This window comes from Methylobacterium sp. WL8, from assembly GCF_008040045.1.
Lineage (GTDB): Bacteria > Pseudomonadota > Alphaproteobacteria > Rhizobiales > Beijerinckiaceae > Methylobacterium > Methylobacterium cerastii.
The window spans coordinates 13,245-31,111 of the sequence record NZ_VRVF01000040.1 but is presented as its reverse complement, the minus strand read 5'-3'; the positions used below and the strand labels follow the sequence as shown (position 1 = coordinate 31,111).

18 protein-coding genes are annotated in these 17,867 nt (G+C 72.8%); 12 read left to right on the top strand and 6 right to left on the bottom strand.

Annotation, left to right across the window (positions count from 1 at the left end):
* The first annotated feature begins 1 nt into the window (after position 1).
* From FV234_RS15335 to FV234_RS15315, 5 genes are all read left to right on the top strand, one after another.
* Positions 2-1,288: a peptidoglycan DD-metalloendopeptidase family protein gene (locus FV234_RS15335; protein ID WP_238272297.1), complete on the top strand. Its 1,287-nt coding sequence runs from the start codon at positions 2-4 to the stop codon at positions 1,286-1,288.
* Complete coding sequence (locus FV234_RS15330) at positions 1,288-2,610, top strand: S41 family peptidase (RefSeq protein WP_147754234.1); 1,323 nt, start codon at positions 1,288-1,290, stop codon at positions 2,608-2,610. Before FV234_RS15335 ends, FV234_RS15330 begins: the two co-directional genes overlap by 1 nt.
* A gap of 196 nt (positions 2,611-2,806) precedes the next feature.
* Positions 2,807-4,054 carry a divergent polysaccharide deacetylase family protein gene (locus FV234_RS15325; protein WP_147830208.1) on the top strand — a complete coding sequence of 416 codons (1,248 nt, stop codon included), beginning with the start codon at positions 2,807-2,809 and terminating at the stop codon, positions 4,052-4,054.
* A gap of 69 nt (positions 4,055-4,123) precedes the next feature.
* A complete protein-coding gene (locus FV234_RS15320; RefSeq protein ID WP_147754232.1) occupies positions 4,124-4,675 on the top strand; it encodes an RNA pyrophosphohydrolase in 552 nt (183 codons plus the stop codon).
* Positions 4,676-4,703: 28 nt separating this feature from the next.
* Entirely contained in the window at positions 4,704-5,336 is a 633-nt protein-coding gene (locus FV234_RS15315) for a DUF2939 domain-containing protein (RefSeq protein WP_147830206.1), read from the top strand.
* Positions 5,337-5,354: 18 nt separating this feature from the next.
* Here the strand turns inward: FV234_RS15315 and FV234_RS15310 are convergent, their stop codons facing one another.
* The 4 genes from FV234_RS15310 to FV234_RS15295 form a co-directional block, all read right to left on the bottom strand.
* Complete coding sequence (locus FV234_RS15310; RefSeq protein WP_147754230.1) at positions 5,355-6,431, bottom strand: ROK family protein; 1,077 nt, start codon at positions 6,429-6,431, stop codon at positions 5,355-5,357.
* A gap of 46 nt (positions 6,432-6,477) precedes the next feature.
* The gene (locus FV234_RS15305) at positions 6,478-7,662 is read right to left on the bottom strand and encodes an acyl-CoA dehydrogenase family protein (RefSeq protein WP_147830204.1); all 1,185 of its coding nucleotides are present in this window, start codon (positions 7,660-7,662) and stop codon (positions 6,478-6,480) included.
* Between the two features lie 164 nt (positions 7,663-7,826).
* Positions 7,827-8,981, bottom strand: a complete 1,155-nt coding sequence (locus FV234_RS15300; protein WP_147830202.1) for a GNAT family N-acetyltransferase — start codon at positions 8,979-8,981, stop codon at positions 7,827-7,829.
* Entirely contained in the window at positions 8,978-10,411 is a 1,434-nt protein-coding gene (locus FV234_RS15295) for a polysaccharide biosynthesis protein (protein WP_147830200.1), read from the bottom strand. The genes FV234_RS15300 and FV234_RS15295 overlap by 4 nt, the downstream gene beginning before the upstream one ends.
* A 435-nt stretch (positions 10,412-10,846) precedes the next feature.
* Here FV234_RS15295 and FV234_RS15290 point away from each other — a divergent pair, with 435 nt between their 5' ends.
* From FV234_RS15290 to cysC, 6 genes are all read left to right on the top strand, one after another.
* The gene (locus tag FV234_RS15290) at positions 10,847-12,352 is read left to right on the top strand and encodes a DEAD/DEAH box helicase (protein WP_147830198.1); all 1,506 of its coding nucleotides are present in this window, start codon (positions 10,847-10,849) and stop codon (positions 12,350-12,352) included.
* Between the two features lie 162 nt (positions 12,353-12,514).
* Positions 12,515-12,700, top strand: coding sequence for a DUF1508 domain-containing protein (locus FV234_RS15285; RefSeq protein ID WP_147754714.1), 186 nt, complete (start codon positions 12,515-12,517; stop codon positions 12,698-12,700).
* Between the two features lie 115 nt (positions 12,701-12,815).
* Entirely contained in the window at positions 12,816-13,097 is a 282-nt protein-coding gene (locus tag FV234_RS15280) for a hypothetical protein (RefSeq protein WP_147729335.1), read from the top strand.
* A gap of 161 nt (positions 13,098-13,258) precedes the next feature.
* Positions 13,259-13,387, top strand: a complete 129-nt coding sequence (locus tag FV234_RS26945; RefSeq protein WP_281406758.1) for a hypothetical protein — start codon at positions 13,259-13,261, stop codon at positions 13,385-13,387.
* A gap of 66 nt (positions 13,388-13,453) precedes the next feature.
* Complete coding sequence (locus tag FV234_RS15275; protein ID WP_147754715.1) at positions 13,454-13,879, top strand: acyl-CoA thioesterase; 426 nt, start codon at positions 13,454-13,456, stop codon at positions 13,877-13,879.
* 99 nt (positions 13,880-13,978) lie between these two features.
* Positions 13,979-14,608: an adenylyl-sulfate kinase gene (gene cysC, locus FV234_RS15270; protein WP_147830196.1), complete on the top strand. Its 630-nt coding sequence runs from the start codon at positions 13,979-13,981 to the stop codon at positions 14,606-14,608.
* A gap of 18 nt (positions 14,609-14,626) precedes the next feature.
* Here the strand turns inward: cysC and FV234_RS15265 are convergent, their stop codons facing one another.
* Together FV234_RS15265 and FV234_RS15260 are read right to left on the bottom strand one after the other, a co-directional pair.
* Entirely contained in the window at positions 14,627-16,189 is a 1,563-nt protein-coding gene (locus FV234_RS15265; RefSeq protein WP_147765130.1) for an ATP-binding protein, read from the bottom strand.
* A 116-nt stretch (positions 16,190-16,305) separates the two neighbouring features.
* Positions 16,306-16,767 (bottom strand): GNAT family N-acetyltransferase, encoded by a 462-nt coding sequence (locus FV234_RS15260; RefSeq protein WP_147752025.1) that lies wholly within the window; start codon positions 16,765-16,767, stop codon positions 16,306-16,308.
* A 63-nt stretch (positions 16,768-16,830) separates the two neighbouring features.
* On the opposite strand from FV234_RS15260, the gene FV234_RS15255 reads away from it, so the two are divergent.
* Positions 16,831-17,859 (top strand): P1 family peptidase, encoded by a 1,029-nt coding sequence (locus FV234_RS15255; protein WP_147830194.1) that lies wholly within the window; start codon positions 16,831-16,833, stop codon positions 17,857-17,859.
* Positions 17,860-17,867: the final 8 nt, after the last annotated feature.

Here is a 17,867-nt window from a genome sequence, read left to right as displayed (position 1 = left end):
CATGCCCGCGAGCCGCCTTCGGGCGCAGGATGCTGCCGCGCCGGCCACCGAGGCCGAGCGCATTCAGCGCGCCATCGACGAGCGCGACCGCCGCGCCGACAACCTCAAGCGGGTCCAGGACGCCCTCTCCGCCAGCGTGGGCGCCAAGGCGCAGTTCGAGGCGGAGATCGCGAGCATCGGCGGCGACCGGGCCAAGCTCGACGCGGCGTTGCTCGATGCGGGCCGGCAGTCGCAGGCCACCGAGGACCGCATGAGCCGCCTGGAGGAGCGTCTGAAGACGCTCTCGGGCAGCGAGACGGCCATCCGCCGCTCCCTCGACGCCCGCCGCGGTGTGATCGCCGAGATCCTGGCGGCGCTCCAGCGCATGGGCCGCCGCCCGCCGCCGGCGGTGCTGGTCAACCCCGAGGACGTGCTGGCGGTGATCCGCACCTCGATGCTGCTCGGGGCGATCGTGCCCGAGATGCGGGGCGAGGTGGACACGCTGGCCGCCGACCTCGCCGAGCTCGTGCGCCTGCGCGGGCTGATCGCCGCGGACCGGCAGGGCCTGCGGAACGACCTCGCCGGCTGGGCGCGCGAGCAGCAGCGCCTCGCCGCCCTCGTCGCCGCGCGCAAGGCGCGGCAGGCGGAGGCCGAGGCCGGGCTCGCCGCCGAGCGCGCGCGCGCGGCCGACCTCGCCGGCCAGTCCCGGACCTTGAAGGACCTCCTCGACCGCGTCGAGGGCGAGGTCGCCACCGCCAAGCGCTCCGCCGACGAGGCCAAGGCGGCCGAGCAGCGGGAGGCCAAGGCGACGCAGGACCGCTTCGCCGCCGCCGGCATCCGCGACCCGGCCAAGCTCGCCCCGAAGGTGAAGTTCGTCGATGCGCGGGGCGACGTGCCGCGCCCGGTCAGCGGCCGCATGCTGCGCGGCTTCGGCCAGCCCGACGGCAACGGCGGGATGACGCGCGGCATTTCGCTCGCGACCCGCGCGAAGGCCGTGGTGTCCTCTCCCGCCGACGGGTGGGTGCAGTTCGCGGGGCCGTTCCGGTCGTATGGACGACTCTTGATCATCAACGCCGGCGATGGCTACTATCTTCTCCTAGCCGGCATGGATCAGATCTCTGTCGAGGTCGGTCAGTTCGTCCTCGCGGGCGAGCCGGTCGGTAACATGGGCGAGGGAAGTGCGGTCCAGCCGGTGATGAGCGGCGACGGCAGCGATCCGATCCTGTACGTGGAATTCAAGAAGGACGGCGGCTCCATCGATCCGGAGCCTTGGTGGGCCAAAAGCCCCAGCGAGAAGGTTCGCGGATAATGCGCAAGACGTCCCTCATCATGCTCGGCGCGTTCCTGGGAGCAGGCACGTCGATGGTCGCGACGCAGACCGACTTCCTGTCGGGCCCGCGCGCCGTGGCGGCCTCCGCCGAGACCTACCGCCAGCTCAGCCTCTTCGGCGACGTGTTCGAGAAGGTCCGCACCGACTACGTCGAGAAGCCGGACGAGGCGAAGATGATCGAGGCGGCCGTCAACGGCATGCTGACCTCGCTCGACCCGCATTCGAGCTACATGGACGCCAAGGCGTTCCGCGACATGCAGACCACGACCCGCGGCGAGTTCGGCGGCCTCGGCATCGAGGTCACGATGGAGGACGGCCTGATCAAGGTCGTGACCCCGATCGACGACACCCCGGCCTCCAAGGCAGGTCTGCTCTCGAACGACGTCATCACCCAGATCGACGACGACCAGGTGCAGGGCCTGACCCTCAACCAGGCGGTCGACAAGATGCGCGGCCCGGTGAACTCGCCGGTGAAGCTCAAGATCACCCGCAAGGAGTCGAAGGACCCGATCGAGGTCACGCTCAATCGCGACGTGATCAAGATCAAGCCGGTGCGCTCGCGCGTCGAGGGCACGGACATCGGCTACATCCGCCTGACCCAGTTCAACGAGCAGACCTACGACGGCCTCAAGGCCGCGGTGGACAAGCTCTCGGGCGAGATCGGGCAGGACAAGATCAAGGGCTACGTGATCGACCTGCGCAACAACCCCGGCGGCCTGCTCGACCAGGCGGTGATGGTCTCCGACGCCTTCCTCGACCGCGGCGAGATCGTCTCGACCCGCGGCCGCAACCCGGACGAGACCCAGCGGTTCTCGGCCAAGGCCGGCGACATCACCAAGGGTAAGCCGGTGGTGGTGCTCGTCAACGGCGGCGCGGCCTCGGCCTCCGAGATCGTCGCCGGCGCCCTGCAGGATCACAAGCGCGCGACCATCATGGGCACGCGCTCGTTCGGCAAGGGCTCGGTGCAGTCGATCATCCCGCTCGGCGGCTCGGGCGCCCTGCGCCTCACCACGGCGCGCTACTACACGCCGTCGGGCCGCTCGATCCAGGCCAAGGGCATCGAGCCCGACGTCGAGGTGGTGCAGGACGTGCCCGACGAACTCAAGGGCAAGGACGAGACCAAGGGCGAGGCCGGCCTGAAGGGCCACCTCAAGCAGAAGGACGTCGAGGAGCGCGGCGGTTCCTCGGCCTACATGCCGTCCGACCCGGCCAAGGACAAGCAGATCACCGCCGCCGTCGACTTCCTCCACGGCATCCAGAAGGGTGCCACCAACACCCAGAAGCCGACGATGCCGAACTGATCCTCCTGGATCGGTTGGAACATCAAGCCCCCGTCCGGCACGAGCCGGGCGGGGGTTTTTCGTGGACGGATGCCCCCGGGCCGAGGATCGGAATCCGCTCTCACGAAAAATTAACCATGGCGGCCGGCAATGGAGCCGGGGCACCGCATCGTCGCGTCAGGCGATTCTTCCACGGCGCCGCTTGTCTCGAGGGCCGGTGAGCGACTCGTCCGACGATATCCTGACGCGCCCCCTCGGGGTCGACGTCCCAGCCCCCGGCCCCAGGGCCGGGTTGGCGCGCCTGCGCGCCCGGCTGCAGACCCTCGCCCGGTCGCCGCGGGCGGTCGCGGCAGGCGTCGGCGGCGGCGTGCTCACCCTCCTCGGCCTCGTGCTGCTGCTGGGCGACCCGAAGGCCGGCGAGCCGCGGGTCCAGCTCGCCATCACCGTTCGCGACGTCGTGCCTGTCGCAGGGCGGCCCGCGTCGCCGGACGCGGTGGCGGCCAACGAGTCGGCTCCGGCACCCAAGCTTCAGAGCAGCGCCGTCGAGGTCGAGTCGGCCTCCGGCGTCACCGTCGTGCGGGCCGGCGGCTCGGCCGCACCCGCCGAGGCGGTGGTGATCCGCGTGCCGCAGGCCGACGCACCCAAGCTCGCCCCCGCCCCCGATCCGCGCCTGACCGAGCGCGGGCGCCACGGCACCCTGCCGAAGCTCGGCGAAGGCCGCATCCGCCCCCTCGACGTCTACGCCCGGCCCGAGGAGCCCGGCACCGGTCCGCGCATCGCGATCGTGCTCACCGGCCTCGGCGTCGGCCAGGCGGCCACCGCGAGCGCGATCGTCAAGCTGCCCCCGGCCGTCAGCCTCGCCTTCTCGCCCTACGGCAACGACGCGGAGCGCAGCGCCGCGCGCGCCCGCGCCTTCGGCCACGAGATCCTGCTCCAGGCGCCGATGGAGCCGTTCGACTTCCCCGACAGCGACCCCGGCCCGCAGGGGCTGCTCACCTCCGCCAAGCCCCCCGAGAACGCCGACCGCCTCGCCTGGGCGATGAGCCGGTTCTCGGGCTATGTCGGCGTGACGAACTTCATGGGCGCCAAGTTCATGGCGGATGCGGCCGCGTTCGAGCCGGTGCTGCGCGACATCGCCGCCCGCGGCCTCGGCTTCCTCGACGACGGCACCAACGCCCGCGGCGTCGCCCGGGATCTCCTCGACAAGGCCAAGGTGCCGGCGGCCCGCGCCGAGGTCGTCCTCGACGCCGTGCCGCGGCCGGAGGCGATCGACCGGGAGCTGGCCCGGCTCGAGGCGCAGGCCCGCACCAACGGCTTCGCCCTCGCCTCGGGCAGCGCCCAGCCGATGACGATCGAGCGGATCGCCCGCTGGAGCCGCGAACTCGAGGGCCGCGGCATCCGCCTCGTGCCGGCGAGCGTGGCGCTCCGCGGCGGCAAGGCGATGCGGGTGACGAAGGCGGACTGATCCCGGCGGCGCCGATAACATGTGTCTCGACGTTGCCGCGCCGGTTGGCCCTCCCTATGGTCGCCGCCGATGAAGACCGACAGCCCAACCCGCGATTCCGCCGAAGACCTGCCCTATCGCCCGTGCGTCGGGGTCGCCCTGATCAACCGGGCCGGTCTCGTCTTCGTCGGCCGCCGCAAGCCGGAGGCCGGCCCCGAGCACGTGTCGGGCAACCTCGCCTGGCAGATGCCCCAGGGCGGGATCGACGACGGCGAGGCGCCCCAGGCCGCGGCCCTGCGCGAGCTTCACGAGGAGACCAACGTCGACGCGGCCTCGGTCCGCCTGCTCGCCGAAGCGCCGGACTGGCTGTCCTACGACCTGCCGCCCGAGGTGCGGAAGCAGGCGTGGCGTGGCCGCTACCGCGGGCAGACGCAGCGCTGGTTCGCCTTCGCGTTCCTCGGCGACGACGGCGTGATCGACGTCGAGCATCCCGGCGGGGGCGCCCACAAGGCCGAGTTCGACGCGTGGCGCTGGGTGCCCTTCCCCGAGCTTCCGGGGCTGATCGTGCCGTTCAAGCGCCCGGTCTACGAAGGCGTGGTCGCGGCGTTCGCCCCCTTGAGCACCTGGTCGGCCGGCGCGTGAGCGCGGCGGCGGTGCGATAGGCCGCGCGATGCGCTGGTGGGCGATTCCCCTCGTCGCGGTGCTCGGCTGGTTCGCCTTCACCCTGACGCCGCTCTGGACGCTCTACGACCTCGCCCAGGCGGTGAAGGCGCACGACGTCGGCTACGTCCAGAGCCACGTCAACTTCCGCACGCTGCGCCTGTCGCTGGTCCGCCAGACCACCGCGGCGTTGCGCGCCGCCTCGGACACCGATCCGGGCCTCGAGCCCAAGGACCGCCAGCGCCTGAACGAGGCGGCGGTCGGCGTGGCGATGGCCCTCGCCGAATCGATGGTGACCGCCGAGACCGTGCTCGACCTGCTCGACGACGGCTGGCCGCAGAGCCTCGACATCCAGCGACCGGACGGCGTGAAGCCGGCGGGCCTCCGGCTCGACCGTATCGCGCGGGTGTTCCCGTTCTGGATCGCCTCGGAGATGCGCGGCTTCCGCACGGCGGTGATCGTGATCCCGCCCGACGCGCCGCGGGAGGACCAGCTCCGCGTGCGCCTGCGCCTGCGCGGCTGGACTTGGCGGCTCGTCGACATCGAGGTCGCCGAGGCCCTGCGCGAGCAGATGGCCCAGCGCCTCGGGCGGACGCTGGCCCGCGCCCGCGCCGGCGAGCGGGCGCCCGCTACCCAGCACTGAGGCGTCGGGCCGCCGCACTCAACCGTGAGCGTCGTCCCGCAAGCGGTTGGAGAAGCGGGCGTTTCCCAGGCCGGTGCCGACGGTGAGCACCCCCCAGTGGTCCAGCTCGGTCATGTTCGGAACTTCGCTGAGCCCTTGCACCACCGCATCGTTGTGCATCACCACCGTGGTCTCGTGGCCGCCGATCTCGGGGATCGCCGCCGCGATCTCGCTCGGCAGGTGGAAGCGGCTGCTTTCCCAGTTGCCCGGCAGGTTCTGGCCGCCGCGGGTGATGGTGCCGTCCGCCTCGATCAGCCCGGGACAGCCGACGCCGACGAAGGGGGCGAGCTTGAGCCGCGCCCGCCCGGCGCGCTCGATCAGGCCGCGCAGCATCCGCACGAGCTTGGCCACCGCCTCGTCGCGGCTCGGCTGGGGGGCCTCGTCCCGGTGGCGCCACAGCTGCGAGCGCCAGACCGCCGCCCGCGACAGGTCGGGCGCCTTGCGGCTGTTGGTGACGAGCACCCCGGCGCGGATGTTGCTGCCGCCGATGTCGACGGCGAGCAGGCTGTCGTAGCCGGAGAACATCCACGACGGGGCGAGGTGCGCCGCGCCGATCAGGCCGGCCTCGTCCGGGTGGTTGCGGATCGGCCGCAAGGTGATGTCGACGCCGCCCGCGCGCAGGATCGCCGCGGCGCGGCCGATGGCGAAGCGCCCGGCCTGGCTGTCGCTGAAGCCGCCGCCGACCACGATCGCGCGGGTGTCGCGCCACGCCTTCTGCCGGAGGAACCGCCGCACGACGGTGGCCAGCTCCTGCGCGAAATCCTCGACCGCGCCGAGGACGACGCCGGAGGCGAGCGGGTCGTCCGACAGCATCAGCCGGTCGAGGCGCTTCTTGCCGACGTCGCGGCTCGGCACGTCGCCGAGCGGGTCGTCGCCGACTTGCCGCAGCTTCTCGCGCCAGTCCTCGACGAGGTCCCGGAAGGCGCCCTTGGAGACGCGGTCGCCGATGAAGCCGTCGTCGTTGGCGAGCTCGATGTTGTAGTCGTCCACGTGCACAGAGGGCAGCTCGCCCGCGGCGTGCGCGAGCGTCCGGTGTTCGGCCTTGGCGTCGGTCATCGTGCCTCGAATGGACTGTGTCGTGCGGGCGTCGGCCGGGCGGGAATCAGGCCTTGGGCAGCATCCGGTCGCTGATGATGCGGCGCTGGATCTCGCTGGTGCCCTCGAAGATCGTCGTCAGCCGCGCGTCGCGCCAATACCGCTCGACGCGGCGCTCGGTGGTGTAGCCGTTTCCGCCGTGGAGCTGCATCGCCTGGTTGGTGACGCGCACCGCCATCTCGGTGGCGAGCAGCTTCACCATCGCGGATTCGCTCTCGGCCGCGTCGCCCTGGTCGAGGAGGTGGGCGACCTGGCACCAGAAGGCGCGCGCCTGCGCCACCTCGGCGGCCATGTCGGCAAGCGCGAAGCGCAGCGCCTGGAAGTCGCCGATCGGGTGGCCGAACTGCTCGCGCTCCTGCAGGTAGGCCTGGGTGTCCTCGACCGCCGCGCGCGCGACGCCGACGGCGCGGGCCGCGGTGTGGACGCGGGCGATGTTGAGGCCGCGCTGCACCGAGGCGAAGCCGCCGGAATCCGCATCCGCCCCGCCGTCGCCGTAGAGCCCCGTGAGCCGGTCGCTCTCGGGCACGCGCACGCCGTCGAGTTCGAGCTGGAACGTCAGGAAGCCGTGATAGCCGATCTTGTCGATGACCTGGCCGGTCATGCCCTCGGGGAATTCCCCCGGCGGCTTGACCACGAGGAACGGCTCCAGCCCCGCCGAACGCGATTCGCCGGGCTCGGGATCGCGGGTCCGGGCCAGCACCTCGATGAAGTCGGCCGCGCGCGCGAAGCCCGCCCAGCGCTTGGTGCCGGTCAGGACCCAGTGGTCGCCTTCGCGCACCGCTCGCGTCTGCACGCCGGCGAGGTCCGAGCCGGCGGCCGGCTCGGACAGCGCGATGCCGCCGATCCATTGCCCCCGCGCCGACCGCGCCAGGAGGTCGGCGCGCCGCCCGTCGTCGAGCACCTGCGTGCCGAGCCCCTGCCCCCGCGCCAGGATGCTGCCGACCGAGAGCCACGCCCGCGCGAGCTCCTCGGAGACGAGGCAGTACTCGAACACGCCGAGCCCCATCCCGCCGTGCTCGGCCGGGATCGTCAGGCCGAACCAGCCCTTCTTCGCCATGGCGTCGATCAGCGAGCGCGGCATCTCGGCCTTCTGCGGGTCGAGTTCGTCGGCCAGCGGCATCACCACCTCGCGGGCGAAGGTGCGGGCCTCGGCCTGGAGCGCGACGCGCGCGTCCGTGCGCCAGGGCGACATCAGCTCCGGCGGCTTCGGGGCGTGGCGGTCCGGCTGTCCGGACGAGACGGCGGGGGCGTTGGAAATGTGATCCTCCCGGGCGATCGGTCTGCCGCTGGCCGTTCTTCGGGCGTGGCCGGCTGGCCTGCAGGACCCTGGAGGCAATGCGCCGCCTCCGCAACGCCCTATCGGACCCGTCGGCGCATCTGCCACCCGGCATAACGCTCGCGAGCGTGCTCCAGGGCCGCGGCGAGCGGGAAGAACCGGTCGGGCGAGGCCTCCACGAGCCGGTGCGCGATGGCGCGACGCCCGGTCCAGAACATCTCGGCCAGGCGGTAGTCGGGGGCGGCGCAGGAATCGATCCGGTCGATCGCGCCGTCGCGAAGCGCGGCCTCGGTCAGGCGGTGGACGAGCTGGACGCCCGGGGCGCCCGCGGCCTCCGCCTCGTCGTAGGAGACCTTCAGCACGAACGCCTCCGTGCCGCTGCGCGGCAGGATCGCGGCGGCGAGCGTGCGCCCGTTCCGCCGCAGGCGCACGATCCGGATTCGCCCCTGCGCGCCGAACCCGGCGACCATCCCGCGCATGAACGCGGCCTCCGCCGGGCGCTGGCCGAGCGCCGTCCCCGCACGGCCCTTCCAGCCCGCGGTCTCGAGGGCGACGTAGTCGTCCAGCGCGGCGGCGAGGGCGGCCGGATCGGCGACGGTCTCGAACGCGACGGCGCCGCCGGCCTCCAGGCGCTCGCGCCCCAGGCGCAGCTTGCGCCGGCCCTTGCCGCTGACGTGGTCGAGGTAGCCTGCGCGCCCCGCCGGCTTCAGGCCGGCGAGGTCGAGGGCGCCGCGGGCATGCGCCCAGTAGGCGGCGTCGCGCCGGTTCGTCCGGGCCGCCAGCAACTCGGCGAAGGGGCCGTCCGCGGGGGCGTTCAACAGCAGGAGCCGCGGCGACAGTCCGAGCGCGCGCGGCGCGTCGCACAGCGCTTGGAGCGCACGCGCGGGCTCGGTACCGTCGAGGAGCGGCACGCCGAGCGGGCAGAAACCGTGGGTCCAGCCGACCAGCACCGGCAACGGCACGCCCCAGCGGGTGCGCGAGCTCCGGAACGGCCATAGGGCGAGCCAGCGCGCGCCGGGCTCCTCCGGCGGCCGGTCGGCGACGACGAGCAGCCGGACCCCGTCGCCGAAGGCCCGCGCCGCCGGCAGCGCGTAGTCGGCCTCGTAGAACGGGTTGGGGACGCAGGCGCCCGCGCCGAGCGCGCGCCACGCCGCCGACGCGGGCGAGGCCGGATCGAGCGGGCGCAGGGCGGCGAACAGGCCGCCGGGCACCATCGCCGTCGGCCCCGCGCTCATCCGGCGACGCGGCCGAGGCGGTGGCGGACGACGCCTGCGACGCCGACCACGTCGTAGCGCCACACGGCCGCAAGGAAGCCGAGGGTCAGGACGACGAAGCGCAGGATCTGGATCGGCGCGCCCTCCCCGCCCGGGAGCCAGGACAACGCCGTCGGGACCAGCCCCGTCGCGAGCGCGATCGCAGCGATGCCGGCGACGTCGGCCAGCGGCAGCGGCATCGCCGGCAGGCCGGACCCGCGCCGGTTCGCCCCGAGGACGAACACGAGGCAGGCCGCCGCCTGCCCAGCCGCGAAGGCGATCGCCGCCCCGGCGACCCCGAGATGCGGGATCAGCGCCAGCGAGAGCACAGTCACCGTCGCCAGCGTCGCGATGGAGGCGACGGCTTCGAGCCGGCTCGAGTCGGTGAAGTAGATGATCTGCCCGAAGTAGTAGGCGCGGAACATCATCAGGACGCTGGCCAGGATCAGCACCGGCGCCAGCGAGCGCGCCTGGTCGCGGTAATCCGGCCCGAGCAGGATCGAGACGACGATCCCGTCGAAGTTGAGGTAGAACGCGGCCCCGAAGGCCGCGACCACCGCCATGGCGCGGGCGGCGTCGCACAGCACCGCGGTTGCCGCCGCCATCCCCCCGGCGCGCGCCTCGCGCTTGGCGATCGAGATCAGCGACAGGGCGAGCGCCTCGCCGAACACGACGAAGCTCTGCTTGAGGAAGTCGGCGATCGCGCCGTAGGCGCCGAGATGCTCCGGCCCGATGGTCTTCACGATGATCAGCCGGTCGACCACCTGGGCCAAGGCCGCGATGCCGAAGGACAGAACCAGCGGCCAGCCGTAGGCGATGAGGCGCAAGGCTTCCGCACGGCTGCCGCGCCCCGGCATCAGCGGCACGACGGTGGCCGCCGCCGGGATCGACGACAGCGCGTAGGCGGCGGCCACAGCCAGCGAAAGGTGCACGGCGTCGCCCGAGACCGTCAGCACCGCGCCGCCTAGGCCGAGCATGAGGATTCCGCGCAGGATCACCGACATCGCCACCGCGACGGCCTTAAGCCGGGTGCGCGCGATCTCGGTGGCGCCCTCGAACAGGGTGGTGCCGAAGGCGAGCGCGACGATGGCTGCGGCGATGCGTGGGGAAACGATGTGAAGCGCCACCGCGAGCGCGCTGCCCACCGCCGCCAGCGTCAGCGTGCACAGGAGGATGCGCAGGACGGTGCCGACCTGCGCCCCCTCGCTCGCCTCGTCGTAGAGGGCGAAGAACGCGAATTTCGGCCACTGGCAGGTGGCGCCGTAGAGCACCAGCGACCACGACAGGATGTAAAGGTAGGTGCCGTAGCTCTCCGGCGGCGCGAGCCGCGTGAACACCGCGACCGAACCGAGGTTGATCGCCGCCGCGAAGCCGCGGGAGCCGACGTAGATCGCCGTGTGGTGCGTGATCATCCGCAGGTGCCGTGCAGGCGCGCTGCGCCGCGATCCCGGGATGGGGCTAATCCGCTCCATCGCGGGACGACTCGGGACGGTGTGCGGGGTCGCATGGGCGGACGCTGCACCGGTCGTGCCGTGGCGTCCATCCCGCATCGCCGCGACGGTCGACCGGCCGTTGACTTCGCAACTGCGAAGGCGCATAGCCAACGGGCAGCGTCAGCGGCCGACAGATGGGTCCGCTTGAGAGGGCTGCGTGACGGATACGAGGGACGGCGCGGATCGCGCCTCTCCGAATGTCCGGCCCCTCTCTTCATAACGTGCATGCACCCGGGCCGCCCCATCACGCGGGCTGCCTCCTGCTCTACGGATCGCACCTCAACGGTACTTCGCGGCGCCGCTCGACTTGAGCCGGGCCCGTATCCGCGATCCGGCTGCCTGAGAAGTCATACCTTGACCCAGTTCACAGATTTCGGCCTCGCCCAGCCCGTGCTGAAGGCGCTCGAAGAGGCCGGCTACCACACCCCCACCCCGATCCAGTCGCAGGCGATCCGCCCGGCGATGGAAGGCCGCGACCTCTGCGGCATCGCCCAGACGGGCACCGGCAAGACCGCCGCCTTCGCGCTGCCGATCCTGCACCGCCTCAGCCTCGAGAAGCGCCATGCGCCGCGTCGCGGCTGCCGCGTGCTGGTGCTTTCGCCGACCCGCGAGCTCGCCAACCAGATCGCCGAGAGCTTCTCCGACTACGGGAAGCACCTGCCGCTGACCAACACCGTCGTGTTCGGCGGCGTCACCATCGGCCGCCAGGAGCGGGCGCTGGCGCCGGGCGTCGACATCCTCGTCGCCACCCCGGGCCGGCTGATCGACCTCGTCGATCGCCGCTCGCTGACGCTGGAGGGCGTCGAGATCCTCGTCCTCGACGAGGCCGACCAGATGCTCGACCTCGGCTTCATCCACGCGCTCAAGCGCATCGTGAAGATGCTGCCGGCCAAGCGCCAGAGCCTTTTCTTCTCGGCCACCATGCCGAAGAACATCGCCGGCCTCGCCGACCAGTACCTGCGCGACCCGGTCCAGGTCGCCGTCACGCCGGTGGCCACCACCGCCGAGCGCGTCGAGCAGCAGGTGATCTTCGCCCATACCGGCGCCAAGCAGGCGCTGCTCGCCCACATCCTGCGCGATCCCAAGATCGAGCGCGTACTGGTCTTCACCCGGACCAAGCACGGCGCCGACCGCGTCGTGCGCGGCCTCGACAAGGTCGGCATCGCAGCCTCCGCCATCCACGGCAACAAGTCCCAGCCGCAGCGCGAGCGCGCGCTGGCCGCCTTCAAGGACGGGCAGTGCCGGGTTCTGGTGGCGACCGACATCGCCGCCCGCGGCATCGACGTCGAGGCGGTGAGCCACGTCGTCAACTTCGACCTGCCGAACGTGCCCGAGAGCTACGTCCACCGCATCGGCCGCACCGCGCGCGCCGGCGCCGACGGGCTCGCGATCTCGTTCTGCAACGACGAGGAGAAGGCGTACCTGCGCGACATCGAGCGCATCACCCGCCAGCGCATCCCCGTCGGCGCCTTCCCCGAGGGCTTCACCCCGCCCACGCGCCAGGAGGCGGCCGAGATCGCCCAGGCCGAGGAGCGCCGGCCCGACACCCGCGGCCAGCGCCCCGGCGGCGGCCGCCCGGGCCAGCGCCCCGGCGCCCGTCCGGGCCAGGGTCGCCCGTTCGGCGGCAACCGCGGGGCCGAGCCCGGCCGCGGTCCGGGCCGTCCCGACGGCGCCCGCCAACCCGACACCCGCAACGCCCGCCCGCAGGGCGAGCGCCCGAGCAACGGCCCGCGCCCCGAGCGCGCCGCCGGCGACCGTCCGCGCCAGCCCACCGGCAACCGCCCGCGCGGCGGCGGCGGTGGCAACGGCGGCAACGAGGGCCGCGCCATCGGCTGGCTCGACCGCAGCCCGCGCTCCTGAGGCGTCCCGCTTCTTCGCGACCAACTGAAGAAGGCCGCCCCGGAACTCCGGGGCGGCCTTCTTCGTCTCGGCGCCGGCACGCGTCGCCTCCGGCTGCACGGGAGCATTGCCGGGCACGACGTCGCGCCCCATCTCGACGGCATCGAGATAGGAGCAGCCCCGATGCGATTCGAACTCTACCGCGATGCGCCGGGCCATTGGCGCTGGCGCCTGCGGGCCCAGAACGGCAACGTCGTCGCCGATTCGGGCGAGGGCTACGTCCGCCGCGAGGATTGCGAACACGGTATCGCGCTGGTGCGCCAGAGCGGCACCGTACCGGTCGTCGACATGACGACGCAGATCGCCTGATCCCGGCGGAAACGCCGCGGCGGCGACGAAACGCTTTCCGCAGTTCGTGCGTTCTAGCGGCTCGGGCTCCATCCGCGCTCGTCCGTCTCCCGTCCTTGAAAGAATTGAGATCGCCATGAGGAAATTCCTGCTGGCCGCCCTGCTGGTGCTGGGCTTCGCCGCCGCCGCCCCGCAGGGTGCATCCGCCGCCCCGGTCGGTCCCGGCCTTGCGCTCCAGACCGAGGCCGCCCCGGCCGTTGCCGAGAAGGCGCAATACTTCTACCGCCGCCGCTTCGGGCCGCGCCCGTTCTACCGTCGTCCGTATTACGGCCGCCGCTTCTACGGCCCGCGTCCGTTCTACCGCCGCCCGTATTACGGCCGCCGCTTCTACGGCCCGCGTCGCCGCTTCTTCTACTGATCGCAAGATCATTCCGTACCGAAGTCCAGAACCCGGCGGCCCATGGGGCCGCCGGGTTTTTTGTCGTCTATGGAAGCGGGCTGCGTCGGCCGTCGATCTGGTGTAGGCTCGCCGCTTCGGGACGGCCGGCATCAGATCGGTCCGCCCGGGAGGAACGCCCCATGGACGATATCGCCACGCGCGAGGTGGTCGCGCGCGACCTCTGGCAATCGATTCCGCTGGAATGCGTCGTCTGCGCCGTCGCCGTCTTTCTGGCGGCCGGCCTGAAACTCTCCGGCCTGATGCCCTGACCCCTTTCGACGCCGCCGCGTTCGCGCATAATCGGCGCCGCGCCTAGCGCCAAGGACGAGGATCGCATGGACCGGGACAGCGCCGAGGAACCGAAGGGCGACCTGACGGTCCGCACCATCGCAATGCCGGCCGACACCAACGCCAACGGCGACATCTTCGGCGGCTGGGTGCTGTCGCAGATGGACCAGGCCGGCGGTATCGCCGGCGTCGACCGGGCCGAAGGCCGCGTCGTCACCGTCGCGCTCGACGCGATGACCTTCATCCGCCCGGTGCGGATCGGCGACGTGCTCTGCGTCTACACCCGCATCGGGCATGTCGGACGGACCTCGATGAAGATCGAGGTCGAGGCCTGGGCCCGGCGGTTCCGGACGCAGCTTCGCGAGAAGGTGACTTCGGCGACCTTCACTTTCGTGGCCATCGACGACGAGGGCCGGCCGAGGGCGATCCCCAAGGCCGCGCCCGCGCCTGAGGCGGTGCTCACGGACGCGTGATCGACGGGTTCCGTTACAGCCCGGTTCCGGCTAAGAATCAGCCGAGCGGATCCCGGAGGGGGCGGGAGGACGCGTGAGCAGGCTCAAGGAGCCCCGCCGTTGCCCGATCCGTCGAAGCACGCCGCCGACCCCACCCGGCGATCCGACAACCTGACCTGGCAGACGCTCCAGCCCCACGAGACGCGCTGGCGCAGCCTGAACCAGCGCCCGGCCATCGCCTGGTTCACCGGGCTGTCGGGCGCGGGCAAGTCGAGCATCGCCAACGCTGTCGATCGGGCGCTCACCGAGGCGGGCCGGCACGCGATGGTGCTGGACGGCGACAACCTGCGCCACGGTCTCAACCGCGACCTCGGCTTCACCGCGTCGGATCGCGTCGAGAACATCCGGCGGGCGGCCGAGACCGCGCGGCTGATGGCCGAGGCGGGGCTGGTGGTGATCGTCTCGCTGATCTCGCCCTTCCGCGCCGAGCGCGAGACGGCGCGGCAGATCGCCGGCGACATCCCGTTCCTGGAGGTCTTCATCGACACGTCGCTGGCGGTCTGCGAGGCCCGCGACCCGAAGGGGTTGTACGACCGGGCGCGTACCGGCGCGATCCCGAATTTCACCGGGATCTCCGCGCCTTACGAGGCGCCGCTCGCCCCCGACTTGACCCTGGCCACCGATGGCTTGAGCGTCGCGGCCTCGGCGGAGCCCCTGATCGCGGAGCTGATGCGGCTCAGCGCCGCCTGACCTCCCGCGCGGGACGCCTCACTCCGCGGCGAACAATCCCCATCCGGCCCCCGCTTCGGATTGCTCCGGTGGCGCGGCCTCCGCCACGTCCGCCTTCGGGTCGCCCGGCGCCGTTTCGCAGCCGAGTGCCGGCAGGGCGACGATGCGGTTCTTCGAGAAATCCACGCGGCAGACGATGGCGTTGCGGCTCTCCATGTAGCCGAGCAGGCGCCGGGCGCGGCCGGGCGAGCGGCTGCCGATGGCCCGGGCCAGCGCCGCATCGCCCGGGCACGGCTCGCCCGCGAGCGCCGCCCGCGCCAGCAGCAGGAACAGGCCCTGGACCTCCTCCGGCATGCCGGCGGCGGCGTCCTGCGCCTGGGTCCAGCGCGCGTCTCCGTCCGTCGCGGCGGGCGCCGCCGCGTCGATTCCGGCCCGCGCCACGCTCAGAGACCGGCGGAACGCCTGGAGGCCGACGCGCTCGCCGTCGAGCCCGCGCATCCGGCAGCGGACAAGGAAGTCCTGGTAGACCACGGCGACGGATTGGCGCCCGGCCTCGGGCTCTGCGACGAGCCCGCGCAGGATCGCGTCGCAGCCGGCGCGGTTCTCGGCCTCGTCGAGGACAGGCGGGGCGGTCGCCGGCTCGGGCCGGTGGGCGGCCAGCTCGCGCATCAGGTCGGCGGGGCTGACGCGGGGCGTGGCCGGCGCGCGCGAGGCCCGCGTCGGGTAGGCGAAGCCGGCCTCGGCCGGCGCCAGGATCTGGGCGCGCAGGTCCGCATCCGCCGCCTGGGGCAGCGGGATCAAGGTTGGCGAGGCCGCCCGCGACGAGGTGGTCACCGGTCCGATCCGAAGCGCGAGCGGCCGGCGGCTGAGGGCAGGCCCGAGCGCCACGAACTCGCCCCGCGCCAGGTCGCGGAAGCGCTCGGCGCCGCGCCGGTCGAGGCCGAGGAGGTCGGCGGCGCGCGCCATGTCGATGTCGAGGAAGGTGCGGCCCATCAGGAAGTTGGTGGCCTCGGCCGCGACGTTCTTGGCGAGTTTGGCCAGGCGCTGCGTCGCGATGATGCCGGCCAAGCCCCGCTTGCGCCCGCGGCACATCAGGTTGGTCATCGCGCCGAGCGCGATCTTGCGCGCCTCGTCGGAGACGTCGCCGGCGGCCGCCGGCGCGAAGATCTGCGCCTCGTCGACGACGACGAGGCAGGGGTACCAATGCGCCCGCTCGGCCTCGAACAGCCCGCCGAGGAAGGCGGCGGCCGCGCGCATCTGCGCCTCCATGTCGAGGCTCTCGAGGTCGAGCACCACCGACACGCGGTGGGCGCGCACGCGGGCTGCGATCGCCTGCAAGTCGCCTTCGCCGTGGCTTCCGTCGACGACGAGGTGGCCGTGCGCCTCGGCGAGGGTGACGAAGTCGCCCTCGGGGTCGATCACCACCTGCTGCACATGGCCGGCGCTCTGCTCCAGCAGGCGGCGCAGCAGGTGCGACTTGCCCGAGCCGGAATTACCCTGGACCAGCAGGCGGGTGGCGAGGAGCTCCTCCAGGTCGAGGCGGGCCGGCTGGCCGATGCCCTGCCCGTCGAGCCCGAGCCCCATCTCGATGCCGAACGCCATCGCCGCTCCGGTTGCTCGCCACGGGAAATTCCGAAGGCCCCCACTAACACGCGAGCGCATCCCTGGATGCGGCGGAGACGCCGCGCATCCACAGGCGTGGGGTCGCGGCCACAGGGTCAGAGCGGCTTGCGGTAGACCACGAAGCCCGACCGGTCGCCGACCTGATCGTAGAGCCGCATCGCCGTCGCGTTGGTCTCGTGGGTCTGCCAGTAGACCCGCGGCGAGCCGGCGCGGCGGGCGTCCGCGTAGACGGCCTCGATCAACGCACGTCCGGCCCCGCTTCCGCGCGCCTCCTCCGTCGTGAACAGGTCCTGCAGGTAGCAGAACGGCGCGATGGCCGTGGTGGTGCGGTGATAGAGGTAGTGCGTCAGGCCGATCAGCCGTCCGGCGCGCTCGGCGACCAGGGCGTGCATCGGCTCGTCGGCGTCGAAGAATCTGTCCCAGTTGGCCTGCGTCACCGCGGGCGGGATCGCCGCCGGGCCGACGCGCTCGTAGAACAGGTTGTAGCCTTCCCAGAGCGGCAGCCACTGCGCGTGGTCGGCGCGGGCGACGGGGCGGATGACGAAATCCTGCGGCATGAGGCCGATCCTGCACCCGCCCGCCTCCCCGCTCAAGCCGTGCGGCGCCGCCGCGTTCGTGGCATGCTCAGGCCCATGCGCAACGCCATTACCGACATCGCCGGCATCCGGGTCGGGCACGCCGCGGACGCACGGATCGCCAGCGGCGTCACCGCGCTGATGTTCGACCGGCCGTTCACGGCGTCCGTGGACGTCCGCGGCGGCGGGCCGGGCACCCGCGAGACCGACCTTCTCGATCCCGAGCGCACCGTGGAGGGCGTCGACGCCATTGTGCTGTCGGGCGGCTCGGCCTTCGGGCTCGACGCCGCCGCGGGCGTCGTCGCGCGGCTCGCCGAGACCGGGCGCGGCTTTCCCGTCGGCGGGATGCGGGTGCCGATCGTGCCGGGCGCGATCCTGTTCGACCTCCTCAACGGCGGCGACAAGGCGTGGGGGCGCTATCCGCCCTATCGCGAACTCGGCTACCTGGCGGCGCAAGCGGCCTCCGAGGACGTCGCGCTCGGCTCGGTCGGGGCCGGCACCGGCGCCCGCACGGCCAACCTGAAGGGCGGCCTCGGCTCGGCCTCGGCCGACATCCCCGGCACGGGCTTCCGGGTCGGCGCGCTGGCTGCGGTGAACGCCTTCGGCCGGGTGACGGTGGGTGACGGCCCGCATTTCTGGGCGGCGCCGTTCGAGCGGGGGGCCGAGTTCGGCGGCCTCGGCTGGCCCGCCGCGATGCCGGAGGGCGCCCTCGATTTCCCCGTCCGCACCCTTCCCGGCGCCGCGACGACGCTGGCGGTGGTCGCCACAAATGCGGCGCTGACCAAGGCGCAGTGCAAACGCCTCGCGGTGGCGGCGCAGGTCGGCCTCGCACGGGCGATCCACCCGGTGCACACGCCGCTCGACGGCGATGTCGTCTTTGCGGTCGCGACGGGGGCGGTGCCGCTCGCGGACCCGGTCGGCGACCTCGCGCGGCTCGGCGACATGGCGGCACAGGTGCTGGCCCGCGCGATCGCGATCGGCGTGTTCTCAGCCGCCGGCCTCGACGGGATCGGGACGCCCGGCCTCCCTCCGGCTTGGCGGGACCGGTTCGGCGCGGGCGGAACCCGAGGCTAGACGCCGAA